Raw genomic sequence first — 26,470 nt, 5'->3', positions numbered from 1 at the left:
CATGGCCCAGCAAGCTGATGGATCACGGCAGACACCTTCCTCCACGCCATCAGTCAACGGGCCCGCGTCACCCTCGGCGCCACCACCACGTCCAGGCATCTCCCTCTCCACGCCGCCGCCCATAGCAGCAGTGGTCAAGCCTCCCGCACTCGCGCGAATCTCCCGTTCCCTGTGGGTGGCCAGCTTCGTGGCGGGAATCGCTGTTGTGGCAACGGGCTTTCTGGGCCGCGACTCACACTTCGAACGCCTGAAGGGAGTCATCGGGGGCCTGGTTCCCGACGGCGACACCAACTCTGTGGACGGGGCCACAGCCGTAGTCTTCCTGGGCAGCCTCACCATGCTTGCCTTGGTGGTAGCCATGGAAGCGATTTTGCTGGCGGTGCTGTTCAAGCGTCGCATTTGGGCCCGTTGGGCGTTGGCCCCTCTGGTCCTCCTGCATGCGGTGGTCACAGTCATTACCGCCGACTTCGTGGTGGAGCCGGGAGCCGATGGCGCACTGACAACGGTGCTGTTGGCGGCCCAATTCATCCTGGCCGCGGCGGGCCTGATCCTGCTGTTCTTCCCGGCTACCACCACCTGGTTACTCAGCGAACGGTCGCCTCGGGGACGGGTCCCTTAGCGGGCCGCGGGAATAGCGGCAAGCATCCCTTCGCAACTGCGGAGGACTACGCGGCAGGCGTCCAGCGCGGATGGTTCAGTGAGCGGGTTTTCTGCGATCAGGCGCCAACGATTCAGGCGTTCCCGTGCAGCCTCGATGATCTGCTCCGGGCTTGCCTCCGGTTCCAGTCCCAGTCTCCGTGGCGGAGCACTGCCGCGGCCCCCTACCAACTGCTCGGCTTCTGCGGACAGCTCCGGGCTCAGGCTTAAGCCACCGGTCCGCAATGCAGCGAGGAGTTTCAATTCCCGGAATTCGTGTGCGCCGGCCTGAAATTTCTCCATGCCGGCTTCCAGCAGCAACGCTTCCTCTCGCGGTGAACTGTCCAGCAGGGCTTCCAAACCCACGACGGCGGCACGGGCCTTGAGTGCGTCCGCCCGCGTTTGGAACAAGTAGCCAATGTTGTCGATCAGCTGGCCGAGCCCGCTGCGCCGTGCCAGCTCATGGGCCAGTTCCGTTGGATTGCTGATCCCGCCCCGGATCAGGGCAACCCCCAGCCGGATGCCGAACAGCCCGAACCTTTGCACCAGGGACGCCTTGGCTTCCTTACCCAGCCCTGTTGGCTCGGCGGCACGGACAAAGAGGTCCGCAGACAACAGCAGCCTCTCCCGCTGGTTCCTGTCCATCCGGCCCAACAGCTGCATGGCTTCGAAGTCCGTTTGGCGCATGGTCCGCGAGCTTTGCGCCAGCAGACCGGCAACCGGGACAACCCCCAAGGCAAGTGGCCTGAGGTTCTCGTCCCGGCTGTATCTGTCGGCAATCACTGCGGCGGAAATGAGGGAATCTATTCTGCCTGCCCCGATCTCATCGGCACGGGACAGGACGGCCAGGGCATTGACGGTCCCGGATTGACCGGCGGCCGTGTCCTTGAAGGACTCCAGGAACCTGACATCAGAGGCGTGAAGATGGCGCATGAGATAGATGACGGCATCGGCGGCCATGGGGGCGTCTTCGGGGAGGAGGAACTCCGTGGACCGCCCTGACACATCCTGTGACAAAGAGGCGATTCCCGGGGTATCAATCAACGTCAGCTCCCGCAGGCTCGCGGCCGGCCAATCCACCACCAGGCGTTCCACGTCCTCGGCGCGGACATCGCCCAGAGAGAAGACAAGCCGGCCATCCTGACGGGTCACCGGGAGCGCTTGCGGCTCTCCGATGATGGGATGGAGCGTGATCCTGGGTGTGTGACCGTAGCGGTACCAGGTGACTATCCGGGTGCATTCCCCGGCGTCAGTGGGCGCGATCTCCTCTCCGATGATCGCGTTGAGAAGAGTGGATTTGCCGGCCTTGACCATACCGGCCACTGCTATCCGTAAGGGCCCTTCCAGCCTGCTCTCGAGCTCATCCACCACCGCGAGCGCCGCTGCGTCATGCTGGAAGATTTCCCTTGCTTGCCGGAGCAGGTCTGAGGCTCCGGCGATGCCGGAGTCCATCATCCTGCCGGGACCGTGGACGTTGCAGTGCTGGACTGGGATGCAGAGCTGGATTGAGGTGAAGTGCTTGCGGGTGGATCCTGATTCAGCTGTTGGGCGGCCTTGGCCAGGGCGTCCACTCCCTTGAGCTGGTTCCGAATGTCTCTGATCCTCATGTCCCGCTCCGCGGCGTAGGTGGCTGCCGCTTTCTGTGCGGCCGCCACGGATTCCGTCAGGGAACGGTGGTGCTCCTCGGCGATTTCCGTGAAGTGGTCCCGGGTGGCCCGTTGGACCAGACGCAGCCTGTCCTTGAGCTGTTTGCCCACTTGGAATACAACATCGTCCACGTGTTTCCGGACCAGGATCTTGGCTTCGGCCTGCCGTTGTTTGAGCCGTGCCTCTTTGTCTTCCCTGTAAGCTTTTCGGCCCAGCATCAGGCCGGCGCCTACAGATAGCGGATTGATGAGGGCCATCCCAAAGAGGCCTGTGAGGAGACCAAACATGAGCACACCACCGTAGGAGCCACGCATTCCGATCAGCACCTTCTGCAGCGGCCCAAGGCGGCCGTTCTGCATTTCCTGGATGTCGGCTACGGGGTCCAGCACGCCGCCGGTGTCTGCCACTTTCAGGGCGGGTAGTGCCACCTCGTCTTCGGAGAAGTGGTCCGCCACCTGGGTGGCCAACCATTGCGCGCGTTCGCTGGTCCACACGAAGGTATCCGATACCGCGGCTGCTGTGCTCTGTTCCAGCCATTGTGTGAACTGCTCCCACGCGGGACCGGGGTCACCCTCATCAATGGCTGTTTCTGCCTCGCGTTGAATCCTGCGCATCCTGTCCCTCAGGTCATACTCCATGTCCGCGATCAGGTCACCTATGCCGTCGTTGAGTGTTATCTGCCAACGGGCCGAGCGTTTGCGCAGCGAGTCCGCGTCCTCCTTTGCCGCGTTCAGGCCGGCGATCATCTGTGGGGTTCCTGCCGGATTTTCCAGGGCTTCAAGTTCGGACTGGAGGGCGAGCCTGAGGTTTTCGGTGACTGAGAACAGATCATTGCTCACGGATCTGCGTTGAATTCTGGCCGCCCCGCCCACAATGTTGTTCCGCAGATAGCTGATGAGTGCCGGAAACCCTGATTCGGCATTCAGTTCGGGGTCCTGGAGCCGTGCCGCATGGAGTCGCAGCTCCGAGGACACCGGAAACAGCGGAATATCCGGTCCGACGCCAGCCAGGTGCGTTTGATCAAGCTCAGCGATCCGGCGCCAACTGGGATAGAGGTCAGTCTTGGACAAGACGCACAGAACGTTGGGGCTGATGCGCATCGCTTGCCGCAGGAACCGCATTTCCGGTTCCGTGTATTCCTGCGACGCATCCGAGACGAAAACCATGGCGTGAGCAGACGGCAGCGCCGTCAGTGTGGTGAGGGTGTGCGTGGAGCCCAGACCACCGACCCCAGGAGAATCGACAATTGTCAGACCGCCCGCCAGCAGTTTCCGGGGCAGTGAAACCTCCGCTGCCACAATGTTCCTGGTGTTGCCGGGATTGCCCTTTTCGGAGACGTACTCCGCGAGCTGATCAAGTTGAACAGGCTGCCGTTCCAGCCTGCTTTCCTGCCCGCCGGTCTCTGCCTCCGGCTCCGGCCCGTTGCCGGGCTGGCCGGGAACCAGAACAACCGCCGACGCCGGATCCCCCTGCCGTACCACCGTTGGGACGGAGGTGGCGATGTCGTCATCAACCGGGCAGACAGGTGCGTTCACCAGGGCGTTGATGAGCTGGCTCTTGCCTTGTTTGAACTCGCCCACCACGATCACGCGGACACTGGGATCGCTGAGGCGGTGGAGGGTGCTTTCAAGCCTTCGCCGGAGATCGTTCCGGTCCCCTGCCAGCGCCATGCCCTGCTCAATCAAGGTGGTCATGCGTCCTGTTTCGGTCAACGTCTGTCCTTTGCTCCGGCTGCCTCGGCGATGAGGCCACGAAGTGCCCGGCAAACGCTTTGGCGTCTGCCGGGCACTGCTGGGGGGAAATACGGGTTGTGGTTTGCTACGAGGCGGGATCGAATTCGGCGGTGTTCTCGACCTCCACGTCCACTTCGTTATCGGCCACCACAAGCGAATGGTTGGCATCGATATCGGTGTAGTCGACATCAAGCTCGTTGTCTGCCACTACGGTGTTGCCTTCAATGTTTGTGTAGTCCACATCAACGTCGCCTACTTCGACAGAGTTGTCTACTGAATTGTCGATCTCCAGCTCGTTGTCCTGGACCACGATGGAATCGTTGATGAGCTGGACATCTTCGACGTCCACATCCGTGGAGTTGTCATTGAAGGAGTCGTTGACGTTCACGGAGTTGTTGGAGTTGTCCGAATTGTCGTTGAACGAGTCAGTGAACTCGGCGTCGACATCAACATCAACGTCCGTGGGGTTGTCCGTGGAGTTGTCGTTGAACGAATCACTGACGGTGGTGGTGTTCGTGGAGTGGTCATCGTTGAACGAGTCCTCGATCTCCACGTCGACGTCCACGTCCGTGTTGTAGGAGTCCTCCGTGTTGTAGGAATCCTTGGTCACCGAGTGATCGGAATTGTCGTTGAACGAATCGTTGACCTCGATGTCCGTGTTGCCAACTTCAACGTCGCCGTCACCGGATTCGGTAATGTTCACCGAGTTGTCCGTTGAATGGTCATCGGTGTTGGTGGTGGTAGTAGTTGTGTTGCCCGAATTCGTGACGTCGTCGCCGGCAGCAATGGCGCCATCACCGGAAGCAACTACGGCATCCTGGTTAAAGAATTGCGTGACGTCGCCGTCTGCCCAGATGTTCTGGTTGACCGACTGATCGGTGATCGTGTCACGGTCGTCAATATTGGTGGTGTACGAGTAGTTATTCACCACGTGGATCAGCTGTTGAACGGCGTGTGCGTGGTCGTCCCAGTCTCCGCCACCCTGGCCGGCGCCGTCATGGCCACCGCCGCCGTGTCCGCCGCCGTCGTGATCATCGTCGTCATGGTCGCCGCCACCCCAGCCACCACCGCCACCGCCGTGGCCGTCGTGCTCGTGATCGTCATCGTCGTGGTCCGGGTAGCCCCCGCCGCCGCCGTGTCCGCCGCCGTCGTGTCCGCCGCCGTCGTGCTCGTGATCGTCATCATCGTGGTCCGGGTAGCCACCGCCCGTACCGCCGCCACCGTGGGGGCGATCATCGTCGTCGTGGCCGCCCCAAGCGGCGCCGCCACCAGTGGAAGCGTGGTTGCCGCCGGTGTTGTATTCGCGGTCGAACGAGGAACGGGCGTTGATGGGTGCGTAGTCGAGGACTACCGGGCGTACGGCGTCGACGTCGGCACACGAAACGTCGCGCAGACCCGCTGCAGCGAGCGCAGCCTCGGGATCCCGGACGAACTCTTCAGCGGCATCGGGATCGTTGAACAGGCTCATCAGGAACTGCACGAGCTGTTGTGCGAGTGTTGGCATTGGAGTGCTCCCTCAAATTCTGTGATGGATGGTGATTGGCCCGGCTCCTTTGCCGGGCTTGCATTCAAGGTATTGCCGCCGCTGGTAACCGGGCATCGGGGGTGGGCCCCCAACCGGCTCCTCCACCGTTAGGGGATGGTGGGTTTTCGCGTTAGGGGGTGGAGGGGGTTGCCCCTTACGGGGGCGGGTACCCCTCCCCCAACGCAAGCCGCAGCCGGACCAGGAGTTCCGAGCGGTTTTCCGCACCGAGGCGCCGCCGCATCCGTGCCACATGGTGTTCAGCTGTGCGGGGTGAGATGTAGATGGCCTCACCGATCTCCCGGTAGGTCTTGCCTTCCAGGATGAGCCGGCCCACCTCGCGTTCGCGGGCACTGAGCCCTGAGGAGTCAGGCGCGCCGGGGCCACCGCCGTCGTCCGTGACTGGTTGAGCGGTAGGGGCGGTTCGGGCATTGTCAGGCCGCTGGGAGGCCATGGTGGAGGGTGCCGCGCCTTGGGGATGAATATCCCTGGCACACGCCAACAGCTTCACCATGTCGCGTCGCTCATCGGCATGCGCGGCCGCATGCCCCGCCAAGCGGGCGCCTTCCCACGGCATCCCGACGGCGGCCAGCCCGCGGGCCGCCGTTTCGACGTCGAACGCTTCAAAGCGGCCCGCCAGAACGGAGACCCAAGCCTTGCCGCCGGTAGCGAGCACGGATGCCAGGTGACTGTGTTCAGAGGCTCGCACAAGTGCTGCCGCGTGCGGTGCGAGCCCGGCTGGGTCCTCGGACAACAAGGACGCCTGGACCGCCGCCCAGTGCAACGGCACCGACCACAAGGGCGGGTCTCCCAGCCTGCCCAGTAGGTCCCAGGCGTTTTCCAGATAATGCGCGACCCTCCTTGATTCCCGCAAACGGGCTGCGGTAATCATGAGTTCGCCCCAAGGAAGGAGGCTATAAAGATCCACGGACACGTGCATCATCGCTTCGCGGGCCCTCTCCCAAGCCAGCACCAGCTCGTGCACATCACTGCCACGCCGGGCAAGGCCCACTTCCAATGCCGCCAACAAGAACTCATCCCTGGGGGCCAAGGCCCAGTGATTGGCTTTGACGGCCTCATTGATGGCCAGGCGGGCGTCATCGGCGTTGTCCCGTTGCATGGCGGACCACGCCTGCAACAGGAACAGCCGGGGACGGGCTGCGTCCCCGCCCTGGCCGGCAACCACAGCTGCTTTGAGCAAGGTGTCCGCTAACTCCGGCTCCCCGCTGTGCAGGGCACATAAGGCGGCAAGGGCGCCGGGTGTTTCCGGCAAAGGAATGGAAGTGCCTGCCGCGTTCATCATGTCCGAGGCCCTGATGAGCTCAGGCAGTGCCAATTCCGGCGCAGGTCCCAAGGTTCGGCGGAGACCTTCCTGGGTCAGCGACAAGGCCACCGCCAGAAGCGTGGGGGAACCGCTGGGCGGCGCAGCTGCCAGAAGCTCCTCGGCGGCCCCTGAGTTTCCCGATCCGATCATGGCCACCGCAGCCAGGGGGGCTGAGCCGGCAATCCGGTCCGCGCCGAGCCAGCTGTAAGTTTCGGCGCTCCGGGACAGCATTCCACGCTGCGCCCAGACGGCCGCGGCTACGTCCACTCCCAAGCGAAGGTCCGGCGCCCCGGTTACCGCGAGGAGCCGGTCCACCATTCGGCCTGCCGCGTCCAAGTCACCGGTAGCCGCTGAAGCCTGGGCGCGCCGTGCAGCCTTGGCAATTTCATCTCCCCCGGCCAAAAGTGCTTCAGCATACAGCTCGGCTGCCAACTGTGGGTCGGCATCCAACGCATCATCCGCGCACTGCTCGAGCTCAGCCACAACACGGGGATCTTTGAACCCTGTCCGGGCGAGGTCCCGGGCCAGTTCCCCCAACGGCTGACCGCCTTGAACCGTCTTGTCCACCAGCTCCTTTTGCAGGGAACGGATGCGGGCAGGCGGGGCTTCCTTCAGCAAGGCGTACCGCGCAGTCCCCACCACTGTCCCGTCAGGCGAGACCAGCCCTGTGTCCTTGGCCTCGGCCATGAGCTGCTCCAGCCCCTGCGCGTTATGCCCGTCAACGTAGTCCCTCAAGCTGTCCGGCAGAAGGGATGGGACGGAGAAGCCCACGGACAAGGCAAGGAGCAGCTCGCGAACCGCCGCAGTGCGCTCAGCCTGATTGTCATGGCCCGTCATGGGTTAGACCGCCGAGAGCAGCGCTGGATCCGCAGTAGGGCTCGTTTCCGATGGTATTGGCGCTGGCTCAGGGACGGCTGGTGGCGTGGTCTCCGGAGCCAGAGTTGGTTCCGGTGACGGCGGTGGAGGGTCTTGGACCACCGTGGGCTCGGGCGCCGGCACGGTTGGTTCCGGCGATGGCGGTGGGATCACCGGATCGCCGGGCGTGGTGGGAGGGGTTGTCGGTTCGCTTACCGGAGGCGTTGTGGGCTGCCCTACCGGGGGTGTGGTGGGCTCCACCACCGGGGGTGTGGTGGGAGGCGGAGTGGAAGGATCAGGTGTGGGCCCGCTGGCGGCACCTCCTGTGGGATCGGGCGCAGGGGTTGTTGGCGGGGTCTGGGTGCCCGGGGTCTGAGTCCCCGGCGTCTGGGTGCCTGGCGTCTGGGTGCCTGGCGTCTGGGTGCCTGGCGTCTGGGTGCCTGGCGTGGTGGACGTTCCTGGCGCAGCGGGTGGCGTGGTTCCAGCTGCACCCGTCCCGGCAGCGGCCCCGGAGCCGGAACCTGCCGTGTTCCCGGTGCCAGTACCCGCGCTACCCGTGCCCGCGTTCGCTCCCCCCGTGTTGGCACCCTGCTTGGCCGGTGCCCGTCCGTTGGATCCAGCCCTGGTGACGCCGGCCTTGGCACTCGCCTCGAGCCCTCCGGCCGGGCCTCCCAGCACCGGGGTGGATCCTGCCGCGCCTCCAGCAATGTTGCCCTGCGCGCCGGAGGCCTGTGCGCCGCCGGCTTCAGCACCGCCGTCGCGCATGACGTCCGCTGCCTGGTTGCCGAACATGGTGGCCAGCAGTCCCGGGCCGTTGGGGCTCTGGGCCGCCGTGGCGGTGGCGATGGTCAGCGCGGTTGCAGCAACTGCGGCGGCAGCTGCCATCCGGACACGGGGGCGCGGGGCATGCCTACCCGGTGTGGATGGCCCGGTTTTGAGGTTACTGAGCGCCGGAGCTCTGCCCGGAACGTGCGGCCTTCCCGTTGCAACGGGCGCACTTGCTCCCGCAGATCCGGCCACCGCAGACCCGGCCAGCGCTGATGCGGCCGAGGCCGAGGCTGCTGAGGCCGAGGCTGCCGCGGCGTCCACTGCCTCCGCCCCCTGGGAGCGAAGGCCAGCAACGGTGGCACCAAGGCAGATGGATGATTTGGGATCCGCGTCAACGGCGATCGGCCGGTCCAGTTCCACGGAAATGAGCTCTGCCACGAGGGGAATCCGGGATGAGCCTCCAATCAGCAGCACCGCGCTGAGGTCTTGGGCTTCGAGGTTGATGCTTCGCAGGCTGCGTTCCAGGGCGTCCACGGTGTCCCTGACAGGGGCCTCGATCATCGCCTCGAACTCGGAGCGGACCAGTCGCACTGATAGCTGGGTGCCGGGCAGGGATACAGCCACGCTGGCTTCGCTGTCCAGGGACAGGGCTTCCTTGGCTTCCCGGCATTCTCGCCTCAGCCGGGAAAGGGCTGCGAAGGTTTCGGGAGAACCTGGGTCCATGGCCGGGGCGTCACCCAGGTGAGCCATGACGTGGCGCAGGACGGCGGCGTCGAAATCAGCGCCGCCCAGGGTTTCAATGCCGTCAGGACGGCCCAACAGCTCAAAGTTGCCGGCTCCGGCTTTGCGGAGGACAGCGGTGTCAAAGGTACCGCCACCGAGGTCATACACCGCGATGATGCTGCCGTCCTCCACCCGCGTTTGGGACGCATAGTGCAGTGCCGCCGCTTCAGGCTCACTGATCAGGGTGATGTCCTGCAGACCTGCCATGTTGAGCGCTGCGAGGACCAGCGATGTGCGGTGCTGCCCCCACGCTGCGGGGTGGGTCATGATGATCGACGACGGGGCGCTGCCCTCACGTTCCCGGGCCTTGTCCACCACCCACCGGGCCATGGTGGCGTACACGTCCTCGGGGGCAAGCCACCTCTCACCCACGGAGAGAGGAACGGAATCACCAATCCGTCGTTTGAATTCCCGCACCATGCGCCGGGGGTCATCCAGTCCACGGCGTTCGGCCACTTCGCCCACCAAAACCCGGCCGTCGTCGGCATAAAACAGCACCGAGGGCACGGCACTGCCATGCATTCCCAGCGCGAGGATTTCAGGCGCCGGAGTGGGTCCTTGATGGGGTTTGACTAGGGCTGCGGCGGTAAAACTTGTTCCGACGTCAATGGCGAGAACATAGCTCATGGTTACCTCGAAAAGGTCACGGCACAACGCTAGCGGGCTGCATCACAAGCGGGTTCTGAACAAGTTAGCACCTGCCCCGGAAGGGCAAAAGGCTTAGGCGCTTCACCAAATTGTCATTATTGCTACACCGAATTGTCATATCCTAAGACCACCTTGGGCGGGGGCGGGTAAAGCCCCTGCTCAGGCGGTTAAGGTGGCGGTGCTGCGGTTTAGAGACCCGAGTAGGAATGCAGGCCGTTGAAAACCGTGTTGACGAGTGTGAAGTTGATAATGACGCAGGCGTAGCCAACTATGGACAACCATGCGGCACGTGTTCCGGTCCAACCCCGTGTTGCACGTGCATGAAGGTAGCCGGCGTAAACCACCCAGATCACAAAGGTCCAGACTTCCTTGGGGTCCCAGCCCCAGAAGCGGCCCCACGCCTTTTCCGCCCAGATCGCGCCGAACATCAGGGTGAACGTCCAGCCGATGAAAGCGATCGCGTTGATCCGGTAGGAAAGGTTCTCCAAGCTCAGCGCATTGGGCACCAGACGCATGAAGCCCAGGTTGTCCTTGCGGCCGGCAGCAAGGTTCTTCTGCCGGTACGACTGCAGCAGCTGCAGCACCGACATGGCAAACGTCAGGGTGAAAAGCGCGGAGGAGAGCACCGCGATGGAAACGTGAATGATCAGCCAGTAGCTCTGCAACGCCGGAACCAGGTGGCCCACGGGAGTCCAGAAAGCAGCCGAAGCGGCCACGAGCATGATGATGGCCAGCCCGATCACGAATGTGCCCAGGAACCGCAGGTCGCGGCGAATGAGGACCACCAGGAAGACAGCCACGGCAACGAACGCACCGGTAGTGAGGAACTCGTACATGTTGCCCCACGGCACGCGGCCGGCTCCGAAGGCACGGGTCACCACGCCCGCACCGTGGATAAGAACACCCAGTACCGACAACGCCACGGCCACTCGGGCGGGCGCGCGGCGTTCGCCCGCATACTTCATGTCGCCGGCAGCGGTGCCGCCCTCAACGGTGAGGCCCGACGTCGGACGCTCAGCGCGCCCGGCCGGCCCACCGGCGTCGGCGCCTCCGAGGCCTGCCGCTACGCGACCTGCAGCAACCGTCACCTTGTGGTCTGTGGTGCTGGCCGCGGCCTTCTGGTCCACGGCCCGGAGCATTTTGCTGCTCTTGGCCAGGTCCCAGGCGAAGGCGATGAACGCCACGGTGTACGTGCCGGCGGCCAACAGCATGAACAGCTCGCTGTACTGACCCAGGGTTTCGTTGATGACGGGCATTACTGGTCCTTCGAGGTTGAGGAAGATCCTGCAGTTGTTGTAGCTGTGTCCGGCGTTTCCGGGATGTTCCATTCCCGGGCAAAGATTTCGCGAAGGGCTGCTGCTTCACCGGCAAGGCGGTGGTCTTCGCCGCGAGCCAGCAGGCCGTACTCCACCATGGTGCGGCCGTCGGAGTGTGTCCCGGTGCGGACCCAGACGCGGCGGCGGTTGATGTACAGAGACATGACCAAGCCGGCCACGGCGAGGAAACCGAAAATCAGGGCGTACAGCTGGCCGGGGTTGTGGTGGATGTCCACGCCGATGTACTTCTTGACGCCATCGAAGGTGATACTGCCCTTGCCCTCGGGCAAGTCCACGGTGGCGCCGGGTTTCAAGGTGATGCCGCCAGCCGCGAGGTCGCGGGCGTTAAGGGGCTTAAGGTCCTTGACGTCCAGTTCGAACACGTTCTGGGGCACGCCCTTGTCCAGGCCGAGGTCGCCGTAGAACGAGTTCAGGCTCAGCTGCGGGTTGAACAGTTCCGGAGAAGCACTGAAGGAAACGCCGTTCTCGGACGGGAAAGCCGTGGGAAGGAAGAAGCCCACAAAACCGAGCTGTTCCGGCTTGGCGTCCGGCACCTTGATCACCACGGAGGAGTAGTAGTTATCGCCCTGGACCTTGGCGGTCACAGGGCCCTGGAAAGAGACGTTGCCTTCGCCATCGCGGACCGTGACCATGGGCGCGTAGCCGTTTCCGGTGAGATAGAGGCTGGTCCCTCCGAGGGAAACGGGGTCATTGACCTTCAGGGTTTCCTTCTTGGCCGGTGCATCCGGGGTTTCCTTGGTGGTCACCTCAGCGGTGTAGTCGATTGGCTGGCCGGCTTTGCCAGGAGACTCTCCGCGATCAAACGTGGCGTCGAACTTGTCCAATTGCATGGAGTACGGCTGGAGCGAACTGCTTTGGAAGTTGGTTCCCGGAGTGAATTGGTCATAGCCCACCAGGGTGTTGACGAACGTGTCGCCCTCCACCAGGATCCGCTGGCCGCTGTAGCCGTACAGGCCACCAATGGCCACGGACACCAGCACCCCGATCAGCGAAGTGTGGAACACCAGGTTGCCCACTTCCTTCAGGAAGCCGCGCTCGGCACCCAAGGACGGCAGGGCGCCGTCGACGTCCCTGACCTCCACGCGATAGCCGCGTTTCTTCAGCAGCCCGGCGGCATCGTTGATGGCCTTCGACGCCGGGATCCCGGCGTCGGCGGGCAGCGCCAGGGTGCCGTACTCCGGCAGGCGCGAAAGGCGCTTGGGGGTACGCGGCGGCTGCGACTTCATGGCCTTGTAATGGGCGATGGCGCGCGGAGTGACACAGCCGATCAGCGAGATGAACAGCAGGATGTAAATGGCAGAGAACCAGGCCGAGGAGTACACATCGAACATCTGGAGGGCATCCAGGAACGGGCCGGTGGTGGGGTTGTTCTTGATCCAGTCGGTCACAGTAACCGGGTTGGCCGGCCGCTGCGGAAACAGCGAGCCCGGCACCGCGCCAACGGCAAGCAGGAGCAACAGGAACAGAGCCGTGCGCATGCTGGTCAGCTGGGTCCAGGACCACCGGAGCATGCCCTTGAAACCAAGCGCGGGCAGGGCTGCCTCGGACTTGGCCTGGTGGAGTTTTCCTTCCGCTGTTTCAGTGCTTTCAGCGGCTGGTGACTTCTTCTTGGCTTTCACGGACTCGCTCATCAGATTGGCAACTTCACATCGTTTTGGAACCAGTACTGCAACTCGGTCACCCAGGTTCCCCACACGCCGGTGGCCATGAGGATGCCGAGCAAAATCAGGATGCCCCCGCCGATCCGCTGGATGGCCAGCCGATGCTTCCGGAAGAAGGACATGACCCCCATGCCACGGCGCACAGCCAACGCAATCAGGAGGAACGGAATGCCAAGGCCAAGGCTGTAAACGAACGCCAGGAGGGCTCCCTTGGCCGCCGACGAACCGCCGGACAAGCTCAGCAACTGTACCGCGGAGTACGTCGGACCAATACAGGGCGCCCAGCCCAATCCGAACGTGAGTCCCAGCAGCGGCGCACCCCACAGGCCAGCCGGCGGTTTGGCGTGGATCTTCGCGTCCCGCTGCAACCAACCGAAACCGCCCATGAACACCACGCCCATGACCATCACCAGGATGCCCAGCAATTGAGTGATCCAGGCGTTTTGCGGGCCCGTCAGCAGTGTTCCGAGCTGTCCGAAAGCACCACCCAAGAGAACAAAAATCACCGAGAATCCCAGGACAAACAACCCGATTCCGGCCAGCATGCGGCCACGCCGCTGCTTCTGGAGGTCGACGCCGGTCAGTCCCGTGACGTAGCCAAGGTACCCGGGGACCAAGGGCAGCACGCAGGGAGACAGGAAAGAGACCAGCCCGGCCAGCAAGGCCACCGGCACAGCCAGCAGCAGCGATCCGTTGAGGATCGTCTCGGCGAATGGACTGTTCATGGGTGCTACTCGGCCACTGCGGAGGTGATGAGGGCCTTCAGGGTGCTCTTCTCAATCTCGCCGAGTACGCGGGAGGCAACTTTGCCTTCCTTATCCAGGACCAGGGTGGTGGGAACTGCACCCGGAGGCACAATGCCGGACACGGACAGCAGCACTGCCCCGTCCTTGTCATTGAAGCTCGGGTAGGTGATGTTGAAGGTCTTGTCGAAAGCCTCAGCGGTGGCTTGTTCGTCGCGCAGGTTCACCCCGAAGAACTGGACACCCTGGTCCTTGAAGTCCTGGTGCAGGGCTTCAAGCTGGGGGGCTTCGATGCGGCACGGAGCGCAGGCGGCAAACCAGAAGTTGAGCACCGTGACCTTGCCCTGCAGGTCCTCCGGCTTGACGGTTTCGCCGTTGAACAGGGTGCCCTTGAGCGCTACAGGAGCGGCACGGTCTGCCTTGGCGAACTCTGTCACCGAGCCATCGCCGGCCACGTAGTTCTTGTTATCGCCCGCCTTGGCCTGCTTGGCGAGGGAGTCTTCCTGGGCGCAGGCGGACAGGCCCATGGTCAGTCCTGCCAGGAGGACGCCACCGGCGGTCAGCACGCCGCGGCGTGAAAGATTGTTGTCCATGTTTCTATGCCCCCGGGGTGCTCGCCGCGCCGGGGAGCAGCACGGCAGCAGGTTCGGTGTATTCGACGCGGACGATCTTGCCGTCGTCGTCCAGAGTCAGGGATGTCAGGGAGGTGAGGGTGCACTCGCGCTTGCGGGGATCATGAGCCAGGCGGCGGCCCTCGGCGGTCAACCGTGTTGACCAGATGGGGAGTTGGTGGCTGACCAGGATGGCCTCGGCGCCGTCGCCACCGAGTTCGATTGCCTTCACCCGCGCATCTTCAACTGCTGCCAGCATCCGGAGTGCTTGTTCCTTGTACGGCTCGCCCCAGGAAGGCCGCAGAGGATTGCGGAAGTAGATCCAGTGCTTGGGCTTCAAGAACTCGCTCTTGGTAGGGTGCAGTCCCTCAAAGTGGTTCTCGGCTTCGATGATGCGTGGCTCTGTGGTGATCTCAAGGTTCAACGCCTCGGCCGTGGGCATGGCCGTCTCCTGGGCGCGGGTCAGCGGGGAAGCTACCAAATGCACAATCTTGGCACCTTGGCTGACGCGGGCGGTGAAGTGGTCCGCCAGCATCCGGGCCATCTCCCGGCCACGTTCAGAGAGGTGGAATTCCGGCAGCCGGCCGTAGAGGACGGCGTCGGGATTGTGGACCTCGCCATGGCGAAGCAGATGGACAGTTGCTTGGGGCATGTTTACCAGTTTCTCAAAGAAGCGGGGCGATCCGAAATCTTCTACCGCTAGTAGAACTCAAAGTTTTCCCGAAATGTTCCGTGGAGTTGGAATAAAAGATGCATATGCATGTTTATACTGGATACGAAGCTCGGTTGACGCTTCAAGCAATGAGCTCAACCGGGCAAGCAAGCAGTACCCACCACTCAATATAGGAGCAACACCATGATGACTCTCCCCGCTTCCGTCACCACCGGCACCTGGACCCTCGACGCCTCGCACAGCGAAATCGGCTTCACCGTCCGCCACGCAGGAATCAGCAAGGTCCGCGGCCAGTTCAAGGACGCCTCGGCCACTCTGGAAGTTGGCGAAACCCTCACCGATTCCAAGGTCACCGCCACCATCCAGACCGCCAGCTTCGACTCCGGCGACGTCAACCGCGATGGCCACGTCAAGGGCGAAGACTTCTTTGACGTAGAGAAGTTCCCGGAAATCACCTTCGTGTCCCGCCACGTCAAGGCCAACGGAAACAGCTTCGACCTCGTGGGCGATCTCACAATCAAGGGTGTCACCAGGGAAGTTTCCATCGAGACCGAATTCAACGGCGTAGCAGTGGATCCCTTCGGCAACACCCGCGCCGGCGTTTCCGGTGAAACCACCATCAGCCGCAAGGACTTCGGCCTCACCTGGAACGCCGTCCTCGAAGCCGGTGGAGTCCTGGTCAGCGACAAGGTAGTCATCAACCTCGAGCTCGCGTTCATCGCGCCGGCCGCCGCGTAGTCCTTCTACTCCCGGCTTGCGCTGGCGGGTCCCGCCTTTGTTCCTCGTCCCCACCGCACAACGCGGAGGAAGACCAACAAGAGGTTGATCTCCGGCCGAGCCCGCCAAACGGCGCCCTACACAGTTCACGCTGTGGGGGCGCCGTTTCGCATATGGAGAAGTCACCCCGCAATTGTTCGGCAAAAAGCCTGTATTTAGCTGCGTGTTAGCTCCGAATTTCCTATGCATCCTTCTACCCGCGGTCTACAGTGATGCCATGAGTACCCCGGACGAAACACCACAGCCACAGCAGCCCGGCGCCCAGCCTCCGCAGCCCGGCGATGTTCCTGCTGCGGGTCACCAAAATCCGCAACCCGGCAGCACCCCTCCCCCCGGTTACCAACCACCCCAGGGTTACCAGCCTCCGCAGGGCTACCAGCCGCCGTCGCAACCGGGCCAATATTCACAACCCGGCCCGGCACAACCGGCACCCGGCCAGCCTGGTTTCCACTTTGAAATGCCTACTGATGGACCGCGCAGCTTCAACGACGTCATGCCCCAAGGCGGATTCTCGGGAATGTTCAAAACCCAAGGCCTGCCAACGGAACTGAAGGTCTCCTACTTCATCTGGGTGATCTCCGGACTCCTGGGCCTCCTGTTTGGGCTCATCGGGTTCTTCGCCATCATCACCGTCTTTGCTTTTGCCCCTGGAATTGCAGCCATCCTGCTGATCATCCTCATCCTCACCCTTGCGGTGGCCGCAGCTCAGGTAGTCCTGGCCATGAAGATGAAAGAAGGGAAAGAGTGGGCGCGCCTTGCCCTCACCATCGTGGCCGGCATCTCCTTGGTCCTCACCATTTTCAGCGCCGCCAGTGCGGGCGGATCCAGCACGGGTCTTGGCAGCAATTGGTTCGGTTTCCTCGTCAGCGCCGTGGCGGTTGTCCTGATGTGGCTTCCGAATTCCCAGCTCTGGTTCAAGGCAGTCAAGGGCCACGCTTAACACTTACCCAACTGCCGTCGTCGAGCATTACCGGCGGAAATGAGGGCTGAAGGCCGCGGTTGAAACCTCCGGGTTCCCGCGGCCTTCATCATGAAGGCGTAAGCCCACATGATGATTTTTTCCGTCAGCTTGAAATACCTGCGTGGGATCGTCTGCAGTGTCGGACGTGAGAGGTACGGTGGAAGCAGAACCACGCTGGGGGCAGGGTCGATTTGCTGATCCCGGCGGCCGTACCAGCAGTCGAACAAGCAAAGGAATGCCATGAGCAACCCTCCGTACCCGCCGTCAAACCCGGGCGATACCAACCAGCCCGAGACCAACGGCTCCCAGCCCTCTGCGCCGCAGCCCCCGGCTCCGCAGTACGGCCAGCAGTCCCCCGCCGCGCCACAGTACGGCCAGCAATCCCCCGCCGCGCCGCAGTACGGCCAGCAATCTTCGCCTTACGGCCAGCCCGCCGCGCCGCAGTACGGCCAGCAATCTTCGCCTTACGGCCAGCCCGCCGCGCCGCAATACGGCCAGGGCAACAACTGGCCCAGCCAGCAGCCCGGACCCACCACCATCCCGCAGATGGTCAACATTGGCTTCTGGCTGATTGTTGGCGCCGGAGTAATCTGGCTCATCTCGCTGTTCATTTCCATGGCCAGCATCAGCGATCCTGCGATGCGATCCATGATTGAAGATCAGATGGCAGCCGGAGGCGCAGCTGATGTGAGGTTCGAAGACATACAAGCCTTCGTGGTAGGCACCATGGTGGTCATGGCTATCATCGGAGCTGCACTCTACGCTGTGGTGGCTCTCAACGTCCGCAAGGGACGCAACTGGGCCCGAATCCTGGGAACAGTGCTGGCAGCAATCTCCATCTTCATGCTGGTGCCGCTGAGCCTCGCTACGCTCGCCGCGCTACTGGGGATTGCCGGAATCGTCCTGCTGTACCTGCCGGCGTCGGCCCCGTACTTCCGTAAGGCGCAGCCGTTCGGCAACACGTATCAGAACCCCTACGGCCGCTAAACAAGCAGGCTTACACATACAAAACTCGGGCGCGGACCCGGCAAAGGCTAAACAGCCTGGCCCGGTGTCTGCGCCCGTTGTGCGTGGTAGGCCAGGATCTGGAGCTCGGTTGCCATGTCCACCTTGCGGAGGTTGACGTGCGGAGGGACCTGCAACAGGACAGGGGCGAAGCTGAGGATGCTCCGGATCCCGGCGGCAATGACGCGGTCGCACACTGCCTGGGCCACGGTAGCGGGAAGCGCCAGCACCACCATGTTGGTGTGAGTTCGCTCCAGCACCCGTTCGAGTTCGGCTGAGTCACTGACCCGCAGCCAGCCCACCTCATTACCGATCACCATGGGGTCGGCGTCGAAAATGGCTACTACGTCGAAGCCGCGGGACTCAAAACCGCCATACCTGGCAAGGGCCTTGCCGAGGTTACCGGCACCAACAATCGCAACCTTCCAGTCATGGGTCAACCCAAGGGCTGCGGCGATGTGGCGGCTCAGGTACTGGACCTCATATCCGACGCCGCGGGTCCCGTAAGAGCCGACGTAGGAGACGTCCTTGCGGAGCGTGGACGAGCTGACGCCCGAGGCTTCCGCCAAGGCCTCAGAGGAAACCCGTTCAACACCTTCAGCCAGAAGCGAGTTGAGCGCGCGCAAATAGAGGGTCATCCGGGCCACTGCCGCGGGCGGGATCTGCTTTGCGGCAGGCTCATTGTCTCCGGTTGTTGCTTCCGGGGACGGTTCCAGCGCAGTCACGGTATTCTCCATTGCGTCGCTTTGTTGTTCCACTCTATGACCCTCGGCCGGGCTCAACAAAAGCCGTTACTTGCGGGTAATTCCACCCTCAGCCCTCCAGGACTTTCTTCAAGGTCCGGGTAAGCCGCTCCTCGTCGATCTTCCAGAAATCGCGTTGGATGCCGTCCACCAGTACCACTGGGATCTCCTCAGCGAACCGCTCCTGCAGTTGGGGGTCGCCGTCAATCGTCTGCTCGGACCACTGGACGCCGAGACTTTTTGTGACGCGCTCGACGGCGGCACGCGCCTCCGTGCAGAGGTGGCAGTCAGCTTTGGTGAGGAGAACGACGTCGGGAATAGCCATGCCTCAAACTTACCGGCCCATCGCCCGCTCACATCCCACCCCCATCGGTGGCTCCGCCGTGCGTCCTCAACGCGTCTCTCCGCGATTGACTAGACTCAAGGCATGCCCGAGGAGAAGAACGCCGCCGTGGTCGCAGATGCCTTGGTGCAGCAGGACGCCGTGCAGAGGAGCGCGGCCAAGATGGACATCGCCCGGAAGTACGCCGGCGAAGCGGCTTTCTTCGACGTCGACAATACGTTGATGAAGGGTGCAAGCCTCTTCCATGTGGCTCGCAAAATGTACGAACGCAAAGCGTTCACTCTCTCCCAAGCAGCCGGATTCGCTTGGAAGCAGTTCAAGTTCGTCATGCGCGGCGAGAACATGGAAGATGTCCACTCGGTACGCGACTCCGCGCTGACACTTGCTGCAGGCATCACCGTGGACGACATCAAGGCCCTGGGCGAAGAGGTCTATGACGAAATGATCGAGTCACGGATCTGGCCTGGAACCAAGGCGCTTGCCGAGCAGCACCTTCGGGTCGGCCGGAAGGTGTGGCTCGTGACGGCCACGCCCATCGAAGTAGCCACAGTCATTTCCACTCGGCTAGGTCTTACGGGCGCTTTGGGCACTGTGGGTGAGGTGGACGAAGGCGTTTACACCGGAAAGCTGGTTGGCGACATCCTTCACGGTCCTGCCAAGGCAATCGCTGTCCAACTCGTGGCAGACCGCGAAGGGCTGGATCTGGACCATTGCTGGGCCTACAGCGATTCCGCCAACGACATCCCTCTGCTCACCATGGTGGGGCATCCTGTGGTCATCAACCCGGATGCAAAGTTGCGGCGCCATGCCCGTGAGAACAACTGGCCCGTTTACGATTTCCGTTCCGGACGCCGGGCCGCAACACTCGGGCTCAAGGCCGCTACCGTTGGCGGAGCCGTCTATGGCCTATGGCGCGGCTTCTCAAAGTTCCGCGGCCCCCGCATCTAACGCTCACTCACATCCCTCGGGCTTCAACCCGTCCCTCACTCACATCCCTCGGGCTTCAACCCGTCCCTCACTCACATCCCTCGGGGACCTCTTGGGGCCTGTGGATAACTTTCGATGCCGCGAACGTTTCTGGGCAAGAATGCCGTTATGCAGAATTCCGCCCCACTTCCTCCCCGACTAACGACTGCACCCTTCACTCTCGACGAAGCCGAGGCCGCGGGGATGAAGCAGTCGCTCCTATGGAACCGCGTCAAAATCCACGGGGTTAGCCGAGGCGTCTACCGACCGTCCGATTGGGATTTCGAGTTGTCGGCGGCCGCAAGATCGCTGTCAGCTGTAACTCCGGGCGCCTGGATCTCGCATGTGACTGCTGCGAGGCTCCATGGCTTATGCCTTCCACCCTGGTTGGCAGATTCCAACGAATTGCACCTCAGCAAGCCGAGGCAATTCCCCGGAGTTCGACGCAAAGGAGTCATCGGACACACGGTAATAGCCGCCGAGGATGAGATCGAATACGTCAAAGGCATCAGAATGAGCACTAGATCGAGGACCTGGTTGGATCTCGCGCGACGTCTTCCGGTCCCGCACCTCGTCTGCATGGGCGACGAACTCATTCGAACCCCCAGACCGGAATTCGAAGAACGCGGGACACCCTTCACTACAGTTGAAGCTCTCCGCAAGCTGGTGGATAGACACAAAAATCTGCAAGGCGTTGTTCGGGCAAGAGAAGCATTGGACCTTATGCGCGTGGGCGCCGATTCCGCCCCCGAGTCCTTGCTCCGCCTGGCGATGCTGGACGCAGGCATTCCCGAACCCGAACTGCAGGTGCAGCTCCGACTGAACGATCCGTTCTCCCCAACTGCCGACCTGGGCTTCCGTGATCGGCGAGTTGCAATACAGTACGACGGCGGCCATCACCTTGAGCAGGACCAGATATTCAGTGATCGGCGACGCGACAAAGCCTTTGAAGCGGCAGGTTGGACAGTCCTCAAATTTGGAAAGGATGACCTGACGGACAACTTTTCGTCAGCCACAAAAAGGATAAAGAGCGCTCTGCGATCAGCTTGGGTAGATCCCGCGGTCCGTTCGGGCTTTACCCGAGGGATGTGAGCGAGCGTGCAGCCCATACCCGAGGGACGTGAGCGAGCGTGCAGCCCAACCACGCGGGATGTGAGCGAGCGTGCAACCCAAACCCGAGGGACATGAGCGAGGGATGGGTGCAAAAATGCCCGCCACCTCGAGAGGCAACGGGCATTCACGCTTGATGAAGTATCTTTACTTCTTATTGCGGCGCTGGTGGCGAGTCTTGCGAAGCAGCTTGCGGTGCTTCTTCTTGGCCATACGCTTGCGGCGCTTCTTAATAACTGAACCCACGAAAGTTCCTTACAAACTAGAAGTTCCTGTCTGTTGGAACCGATCCGCGGAAGCAGACAGTACAACTGACAGATTCTTACATTGACGTAAAACGTTCCTTAACAGAGTACCGCTTCAAAGGGGCACCCCATGACCACGGTCCGGAGGACGGACCCCGGCAGGTCTCAGGCGGTCTCGGATTGACCGTCCACCACGGCACCTTTGAGGTACTGGGCAACAGCCTCTTCAGGGACCCGGAAGGAACGGCCGAACCTCACGGCGGGCATTTCCCCTGAGTGGACCAGGCGATACACGGTCATTTTGGAAACACGCAAGACGTCGGCCACTTCGGCCACCGTCATGAAACGCGCATTCGAGAAGTTAGTCTCCGCGGACATTTCCCATATTCCTTTGCTCTCAGACAGTAGGACACCCCCAGTGGAACGGTGTGCCGATGCTGAGCCATCAAACAACCATGTGCTAGATACTCTAGAGGCTGATGGGGCCAATGTGAAAGAGCCCGCGGGCCCGGATCTGCCCATTTAGTAGGTTCCCTGCCAGCAATGCCGCGCGCACGGCATCTCCAGCAGGGAACCCCCGAAACGGGCGCACACCCTACGCCGCAACCCCTACGCCGCGACCACTGCCCGACGCTTCCGCGCCGATGCCGCGAGCTGTTCCAATACCGACGCCGTAACATCCCACTCCATGCAGGCATCCGTAACACTCTGGCCGTAAACGAGCTCCTGCTCCCCCGCAAGCTGCTTAGCTACATCCAGGTTCTGCGCCCCGCCAACAAGGAAACTCTCCAGCATCACACCGGCCACGGGCGAGGAAGCACCAGCTTCGAGCTGAGCACCGATTTCCAGAGCAACCTCAGCCTGACGGTGGTGGCTCTTGCCGCTGTTGGCGTGGCTCGCATCCACAATGAGCCGCGGGTTCAGTCCCTTGGCAGCAAGCTTGGCCGAAGCAGCTGCAACGTCATCGGCAGAGTAGTTGGGTCCCTTGCGTCCGCCGCGCAGGATCACGTGGGTATCCGGGTTGCCGGACGTAGCCACCAAAGCCGCGCGGCCGTCGTCGTCGATTCCCAGGAAGGCTTGCTCGGCAGCGGAGGCGCCGCAAGCGTCGATGGCTACTTGCAGATCACCGTCGGTGCCGTTCTTGAAGCCGATGGGCATGGACAGTCCGGACGCGAGCTGGCGGTGGATCTGGCTTTCCGTGGTGCGGGCACCAATGGCACCCCAGGAAACAAGGTCTGCCATGTATTGCGGGCTGATGGGTTCCAGGAATTCCGTGGCTGTGGGCAGACCCAACGCGGTGACCTGCTTCAGGAAACCGCGGGCGGCGCGCAGGCCTGCGGCGATGTCGTGGCTGCCGTCCAGATGGGGATCGTTGATGAGACCCTTCCAGCCAACGGTGGTGCGGGGCTTCTCGAAGTAGGTCCGCATGACGATCAGCAGGTCTTCCTTGTGCTTCTCGGCCTGGCTGACCAAGCGGCGGGCGTATTCAAGGCCGGCTTTGGGATCGTGGATGGAGCATGGCCCAACGATCACCAGGAGGCGGTCATCCACGCCGTCCATGATGGCGCGGACTTGATCACGGCCGCGGTCGACGACGGCAGCTGAGCGGGCGTCCAACGGCAACTCTGCGATGAGGTCCTGGGGCGCCGGAAGCGGCTCGAAGCGGGCCACCCGGAGGTTGGAGGTAGCGGGCTGAGTCGCGTCAGCCGACTGGAGCGGTGCGGGTTCTGCGGAGATGCTGGTCATTTTCTTGGGTCCTGTCCGGGATGCGGAGCGGGCCCCTTTTCAGAACCCGCCGGATATGGCGAAGGGCAGAGAATGATCTCTGCCCTGTTGGCTCTGAAGGAAAGTTGGATGCGTGTCAGTTAGACGCGGGCCCCTCCAGAGCCAACGAAAAATACGCATACCAACGGTTTGTCATAGCCACACCCTAATCACGACCGGTCACAGGCGGCAAATTGTGTCCACTATGAGGACAGCACCTTGCGGAGGAACTGCAATTGCTTGATCCAGTGGTGCTCCTGGCCGCCTTCGTGGTTGTTGAAGCGGTAGACGTCGATGTCCTTTTCAGGCGCGCCGCCCTGACCACTGGAGCCGGTGCCGTAGTTGTTGAAGCTCGCGAAAACCGTTGATGGAGGGCAAATATCGTCCATTTGCGCGGCGGAGAACAAGGCGGGAACGGTGGCGGCGCGGCCCAGGTGAACGCCGTCGAAGTAGTTCAGGACTGCCAGTATGGGCTCATATTTCTCGCGGTGCCGACCAAGGAAGGACGCGATTTCCGGGTACGGGCCGCGAGGGGTGATGTCGATCGCACGGGGGAAGTCCTGCAGGAACGGGACGTCGGGCAGCGCGGCGATAACGCCGTCGAGCCTTCCGGCCGTCAGCCCGGCAGCAGCAACGGTGATGCCACCGCCCTGACTCACGCCTGTGAGCACCACTCTTGAGGGGTCGACGGCGGGATGGCTCTGCGCCGCTTCCACCGCACGGAACGCATCCACGTAGACCCGGCGGAAGTAGTAGTTGTCCTGGTGATCGGCACCCCGGGTCATGAGGCCCGCATAGTTGATGCCGCCGGCCGAGGGGTGCGGATCCGGAGTGTCCCCGGAAACCCCGCCGTAGCCTTGCCCTCGCGTATCCATGATGAAGTGCGCGTAGCCCGCCTGGGCCCAACGGGTGTTCTGGTTGACCAGGCCACGTCCACCGGAGTAGCCGATGTACTCCACCACCACTGGAAGCTGTTCCCCAGGGTGGAGTTGTGCGGGGAGATGCAGCCAGCCCTTGATGCGGTCTCCCCCGAACCCGGAGAACGCGACGTCGAAGGTGTTGATCACGCTGAGGTAGTTATCGACTGGCTCAAATACGGCATTGAGCGGAAGCGCACGGGCCTCTGCAATGGTGTTTTCCCAGAACTCGTCGAAGTCGGCAGGTGCTAAGGCTGTGGAGGAGTAGTTGCGGAGCTGGTCAAGGGGAAGGTCAAAGAGGGGCATGGTCCATTCCGGTTCAGGTGGGCTGAGTGGCTGGTTCGGGTGAGCGGCTATCACCAAGGGTCTAGCCGAGGACATCCTACGTCATCGTTAACCTCTTGGCGCTCGTATTGAATCGTTACATTTTGGCGGGGGTGTGGCTAAACTAAGAACAGTCGAACGCGGGAAAGCGCTTGCTGAGGTGTAGCCTAAACCCGCCCGAACAGTTTTGTGAATACCTTGACGACGCCGTCGCGCGCCATCGTCGCCGCGCCACCTTTAGGAGAGCCATGGACACCGCTTCCACCGAGTCCGCCCAGAGTCCAATACGCCTTAGGGCCGCAGGCGCATCCAACACTGGGCCTGCCAGGATCGCCCTGGTGGGTGTTCACGGCTTCGGCACGCACCACTTGCGCAACCTTGAGCGCCTCATCGGTCAAGGCAAAGTAAACCTCGTAGCGGTGGCTGACCCCAATCCGCCGGCCCCCGGAGCCCTGCCGGAAAGCACCGCTGTCCACGCAAACCTGGACGGGCTTCTGGCCGGGAATCACCGACCGGACATCATCATTGTGGCAACTCCCATTCAGACACACGCACCGTTGGCCCTGTCCGTGCTCGCTTCCGAGGCGGATCTCTACCTGGAGAAACCTCCCGTGGCCTCAATGAGCGATTTCCTTCGCCTCCAGGAAGCTGCAGCCGAGGCCGGCCGGAGTGTCCAGATCGGTTTCCAGAGTCTGGGTTCCCATGCGCTGGCGGCCTTGGAAAGGCTGGCAAACGGGGAGGGCTCGGGCGAATTGCCAGGCATCGGCACTTTGAAGGGAATTTCCGCTACGGGCCGCTGGGTACGGGATCGTGCCTACTACAAGCGGTCCCGCTGGGCAGGTAAGCGCAGCCTCGACGGCGTGGATGTGGTGGACGGCGTTGCCACCAACCCGCTGGCGCATGCGATCGCCACAGCACTACGGATCGCCGGAGCACGCACTGCAGAGGACCTCGCCTCCGTGGAAACGGACCTCTACCGCGTAAACGACATCGAAGCGGATGACACCTCAGTGATCCGTCTGCGCACCACAAACGGCCTACCCATCACGTGCGCCCTCACGCTCTGCGCCACCGAGCCGGTGGAACCATACGTCACACTGCACGGCACTGAAGGCACAGCAGTTTTCCATTACACAGAGGATCGCGTCACCGTCCGCACCGAAGCAGGGGAAACCACTCACACATTCGGGCGCGACGACCTCATCGAGAACCTCCTCGAGCACCTCTCAGACGGCACTCCCCTGCTCAGCCCGCTCAATCACAGCGGCGCATTCATGCGTGTCCTGGAAGCCATCCGAACAGCCCCGGCACCCGCTCTGATCCCCACGAAATGCGTGAAGTGGGTGGGTGCCGGCGATCAGGCACATGCAGTAATCCCCAACATCGAGGACATCCTGGAACGAGCCACCCGCGCCCACGCCACCTTCTCAGAGCTGGGACTGGCTTGGGCACGCCCGGTCCCCGAGGGCACTCAAGCCCTCTTTTCTCCCGAAGCCGGTGAGGCCACCGCCGGTGAGGCCAGGGCCGGTGAGGCCGCCAACGGCAACGCCATCGCAGTCCTCCGTTCCGGAAGCACCCTCCAGCCGGATCTCTCCCCACGCCCCTACTTGCACCCGGTAACCACGGCGGCCGGGGTAGTGGTAACTGACCACCTGCCCTCGGACCACGCGTGGCACCTGGGTGCTGGATTCGCGCTGCAGGACGTCAATGGAAGTAATTTCTGGGGTGGCCGCAGCTACCGCAGAACGGCGGGAAAGTACGTGGATCTGAAGGATCACGGAAGGATCGAGATCACGGATGTCTCCCGCGACGAAGATCTCACCACGCTCCACCTCGATTGGTTCGGGGCCGATGGCAGCCTGCTCCTCAAAGAGCGACGCACCTTTGCCCGCACTTTCCTGAATGAGCGCACCTGGCGACTCGACCTCCAGACCCGGCTCACCGCCGTCGTGGATGTTTCCTTGGGCAGCCCGGGTTCGCATGGTGCCGCGGGCAGCGGTTACGGCGGTTTCTTCTGGCGTCTCCCCGTCAATTCTTCGCCGCGCGTCTTTTCCTCCACAGCCGAGGGCGAGCCGTCTGTGCATGGCTCGGTATCGCCGTGGCTTGCTTGGACCGGAGAGTTCGACGGCGGCCCTGCCACTTTGGTGTTCGGCGCACCTGAGGAGTCGGCGGACCCGTGGTTCGTGCGGTGCAGCGACTACCCTGCGGTGGGTTCTGCGCTGGCATGGGATAAAGCAGTTGAGCTGGCGGCCGGCGAGTCCCTCACCCGGACCACCACGGTGTGGATCAGCGACGGAACCATGGGCGAAGCGGAGATCCACGCCCTGGTGGACGGCGTCGGGCTGTGAGTTCCCGCCCTTGTCCGTCCTCCTCA

23 protein-coding genes are annotated in these 26,470 nt (G+C 62.8%); 7 read left to right on the top strand and 16 right to left on the bottom strand.

From position 1 onward, the window contains the following. Position 1 precedes the first annotated feature (1 nt). Positions 2-619 carry a hypothetical protein gene (locus tag BACI9J_RS03925; RefSeq protein ID WP_159733255.1) on the top strand — a complete coding sequence of 206 codons (618 nt, stop codon included), beginning with the start codon at positions 2-4 and terminating at the stop codon, positions 617-619. Here the strand turns inward: BACI9J_RS03925 and BACI9J_RS03920 are convergent. The 10 genes from BACI9J_RS03920 to BACI9J_RS03875 form a co-directional block, all read right to left on the bottom strand. Continuing rightward, positions 616-2,091 (bottom strand): dynamin family protein, encoded by a 1,476-nt coding sequence (locus tag BACI9J_RS03920; RefSeq protein WP_159733254.1) that lies wholly within the window; start codon positions 2,089-2,091, stop codon positions 616-618. The genes BACI9J_RS03925 and BACI9J_RS03920 overlap by 4 nt on opposite strands. After that, entirely contained in the window at positions 2,088-3,977 is a 1,890-nt protein-coding gene (locus tag BACI9J_RS03915; protein WP_236558386.1) for a dynamin family protein, read from the bottom strand. The genes BACI9J_RS03920 and BACI9J_RS03915 overlap by 4 nt, the downstream gene beginning before the upstream one ends. Before the next feature lie 124 nt (positions 3,978-4,101). After that, positions 4,102-5,520: an IniB N-terminal domain-containing protein gene (locus tag BACI9J_RS03910; RefSeq protein WP_201296501.1), complete on the bottom strand. Its 1,419-nt coding sequence runs from the start codon at positions 5,518-5,520 to the stop codon at positions 4,102-4,104. Between the two features lie 175 nt (positions 5,521-5,695). Beyond that, a complete protein-coding gene (locus BACI9J_RS03905; RefSeq protein ID WP_159733252.1) occupies positions 5,696-7,699 on the bottom strand; it encodes a LuxR C-terminal-related transcriptional regulator in 2,004 nt (667 codons plus the stop codon). A gap of 3 nt (positions 7,700-7,702) precedes the next feature. Then, a complete protein-coding gene (locus BACI9J_RS03900) occupies positions 7,703-9,895 on the bottom strand; it encodes an Hsp70 family protein (RefSeq protein WP_159733251.1) in 2,193 nt (730 codons plus the stop codon). Between the two features lie 209 nt (positions 9,896-10,104). Next, complete coding sequence (ccsB, locus tag BACI9J_RS03895; RefSeq protein WP_159733250.1) at positions 10,105-11,172, bottom strand: c-type cytochrome biogenesis protein CcsB; 1,068 nt, start codon at positions 11,170-11,172, stop codon at positions 10,105-10,107. Further along, complete coding sequence (gene resB, locus BACI9J_RS03890) at positions 11,172-12,884, bottom strand: cytochrome c biogenesis protein ResB (RefSeq protein ID WP_159733249.1); 1,713 nt, start codon at positions 12,882-12,884, stop codon at positions 11,172-11,174. The genes ccsB and resB overlap by 1 nt, the downstream gene beginning before the upstream one ends. Continuing rightward, positions 12,884-13,639: a cytochrome c biogenesis CcdA family protein gene (locus tag BACI9J_RS03885; protein WP_159733248.1), complete on the bottom strand. Its 756-nt coding sequence runs from the start codon at positions 13,637-13,639 to the stop codon at positions 12,884-12,886. The genes resB and BACI9J_RS03885 overlap by 1 nt, the downstream gene beginning before the upstream one ends. 5 nt (positions 13,640-13,644) lie before the next feature. Continuing rightward, entirely contained in the window at positions 13,645-14,250 is a 606-nt protein-coding gene (locus tag BACI9J_RS03880) for a TlpA family protein disulfide reductase (RefSeq protein ID WP_159733247.1), read from the bottom strand. A gap of 4 nt (positions 14,251-14,254) precedes the next feature. Then, positions 14,255-14,920, bottom strand: a complete 666-nt coding sequence (locus BACI9J_RS03875; protein ID WP_159733246.1) for a histidine phosphatase family protein — start codon at positions 14,918-14,920, stop codon at positions 14,255-14,257. A gap of 207 nt (positions 14,921-15,127) precedes the next feature. On the opposite strand from BACI9J_RS03875, the gene BACI9J_RS03870 reads away from it, so the two are divergent. The 3 genes from BACI9J_RS03870 to BACI9J_RS03860 all read left to right on the top strand — a co-directional run bounded on the left by BACI9J_RS03870 (position 15,128) and on the right by BACI9J_RS03860 (position 17,666). Next, a complete protein-coding gene (locus BACI9J_RS03870; RefSeq protein WP_159736348.1) occupies positions 15,128-15,679 on the top strand; it encodes a YceI family protein in 552 nt (183 codons plus the stop codon). A gap of 256 nt (positions 15,680-15,935) precedes the next feature. Continuing rightward, positions 15,936-16,658, top strand: coding sequence for a hypothetical protein (locus tag BACI9J_RS03865; protein WP_159733245.1), 723 nt, complete (start codon positions 15,936-15,938; stop codon positions 16,656-16,658). A gap of 261 nt (positions 16,659-16,919) precedes the next feature. Beyond that, positions 16,920-17,666 (top strand): hypothetical protein, encoded by a 747-nt coding sequence (locus BACI9J_RS03860; RefSeq protein ID WP_159733244.1) that lies wholly within the window; start codon positions 16,920-16,922, stop codon positions 17,664-17,666. A 47-nt stretch (positions 17,667-17,713) separates the two neighbouring features. On the opposite strand, the gene BACI9J_RS03855 is transcribed toward BACI9J_RS03860, so the two are convergent. Next, positions 17,714-18,421: a redox-sensing transcriptional repressor Rex gene (locus BACI9J_RS03855; protein ID WP_159736347.1), complete on the bottom strand. Its 708-nt coding sequence runs from the start codon at positions 18,419-18,421 to the stop codon at positions 17,714-17,716. A gap of 76 nt (positions 18,422-18,497) precedes the next feature. Next, the gene (locus tag BACI9J_RS03850) at positions 18,498-18,752 is read right to left on the bottom strand and encodes a glutaredoxin family protein (RefSeq protein WP_159733243.1); all 255 of its coding nucleotides are present in this window, start codon (positions 18,750-18,752) and stop codon (positions 18,498-18,500) included. Positions 18,753-18,854: 102 nt separating this feature from the next. Between BACI9J_RS03850 and BACI9J_RS03845 the strand changes: the two genes are divergently transcribed. Both BACI9J_RS03845 and BACI9J_RS24685 read left to right on the top strand, forming a co-directional pair. Beyond that, positions 18,855-19,718: an HAD family hydrolase gene (locus tag BACI9J_RS03845; protein WP_159733242.1), complete on the top strand. Its 864-nt coding sequence runs from the start codon at positions 18,855-18,857 to the stop codon at positions 19,716-19,718. A 531-nt stretch (positions 19,719-20,249) separates the two neighbouring features. Then, positions 20,250-20,828, top strand: coding sequence for an endonuclease domain-containing protein (locus tag BACI9J_RS24685; RefSeq protein WP_328699789.1), 579 nt, complete (start codon positions 20,250-20,252; stop codon positions 20,826-20,828). 165 nt (positions 20,829-20,993) lie between these two features. Here BACI9J_RS24685 and BACI9J_RS03835 read toward each other — a convergent pair whose 3' ends face one another. The 4 genes from BACI9J_RS03835 to BACI9J_RS03820 form a co-directional block, all read right to left on the bottom strand. Next, on the bottom strand, positions 20,994-21,092 hold the full coding sequence (locus BACI9J_RS03835; protein ID WP_003792170.1) for a 30S ribosomal protein bS22: 99 nt from the start codon (positions 21,090-21,092) through the stop codon (positions 20,994-20,996). 164 nt (positions 21,093-21,256) lie between these two features. Next, positions 21,257-21,469 (bottom strand): helix-turn-helix domain-containing protein, encoded by a 213-nt coding sequence (locus BACI9J_RS03830; protein WP_017199160.1) that lies wholly within the window; start codon positions 21,467-21,469, stop codon positions 21,257-21,259. A gap of 231 nt (positions 21,470-21,700) precedes the next feature. After that, positions 21,701-22,837, bottom strand: a complete 1,137-nt coding sequence (locus tag BACI9J_RS03825; RefSeq protein ID WP_159733240.1) for a 3-deoxy-7-phosphoheptulonate synthase — start codon at positions 22,835-22,837, stop codon at positions 21,701-21,703. A 221-nt stretch (positions 22,838-23,058) separates the two neighbouring features. Then, entirely contained in the window at positions 23,059-24,078 is a 1,020-nt protein-coding gene (locus BACI9J_RS03820; RefSeq protein WP_159733239.1) for an acetylxylan esterase, read from the bottom strand. A 266-nt stretch (positions 24,079-24,344) separates the two neighbouring features. On the opposite strand from BACI9J_RS03820, the gene BACI9J_RS03815 reads away from it, so the two are divergent. Further along, a complete protein-coding gene (locus tag BACI9J_RS03815) occupies positions 24,345-26,444 on the top strand; it encodes a DUF6807 family protein (protein ID WP_159733238.1) in 2,100 nt (699 codons plus the stop codon). Positions 26,445-26,470: the final 26 nt, after the last annotated feature.

The organism is Arthrobacter sp. 9V, assembly GCF_902506065.1.
In the GTDB taxonomy this organism is placed as follows: Bacteria; Actinomycetota; Actinomycetes; order Actinomycetales; family Micrococcaceae; genus Arthrobacter.
Note: the sequence above shows the minus strand (reverse complement) of the source record. Positions and strands in the feature narration are given on the sequence as shown.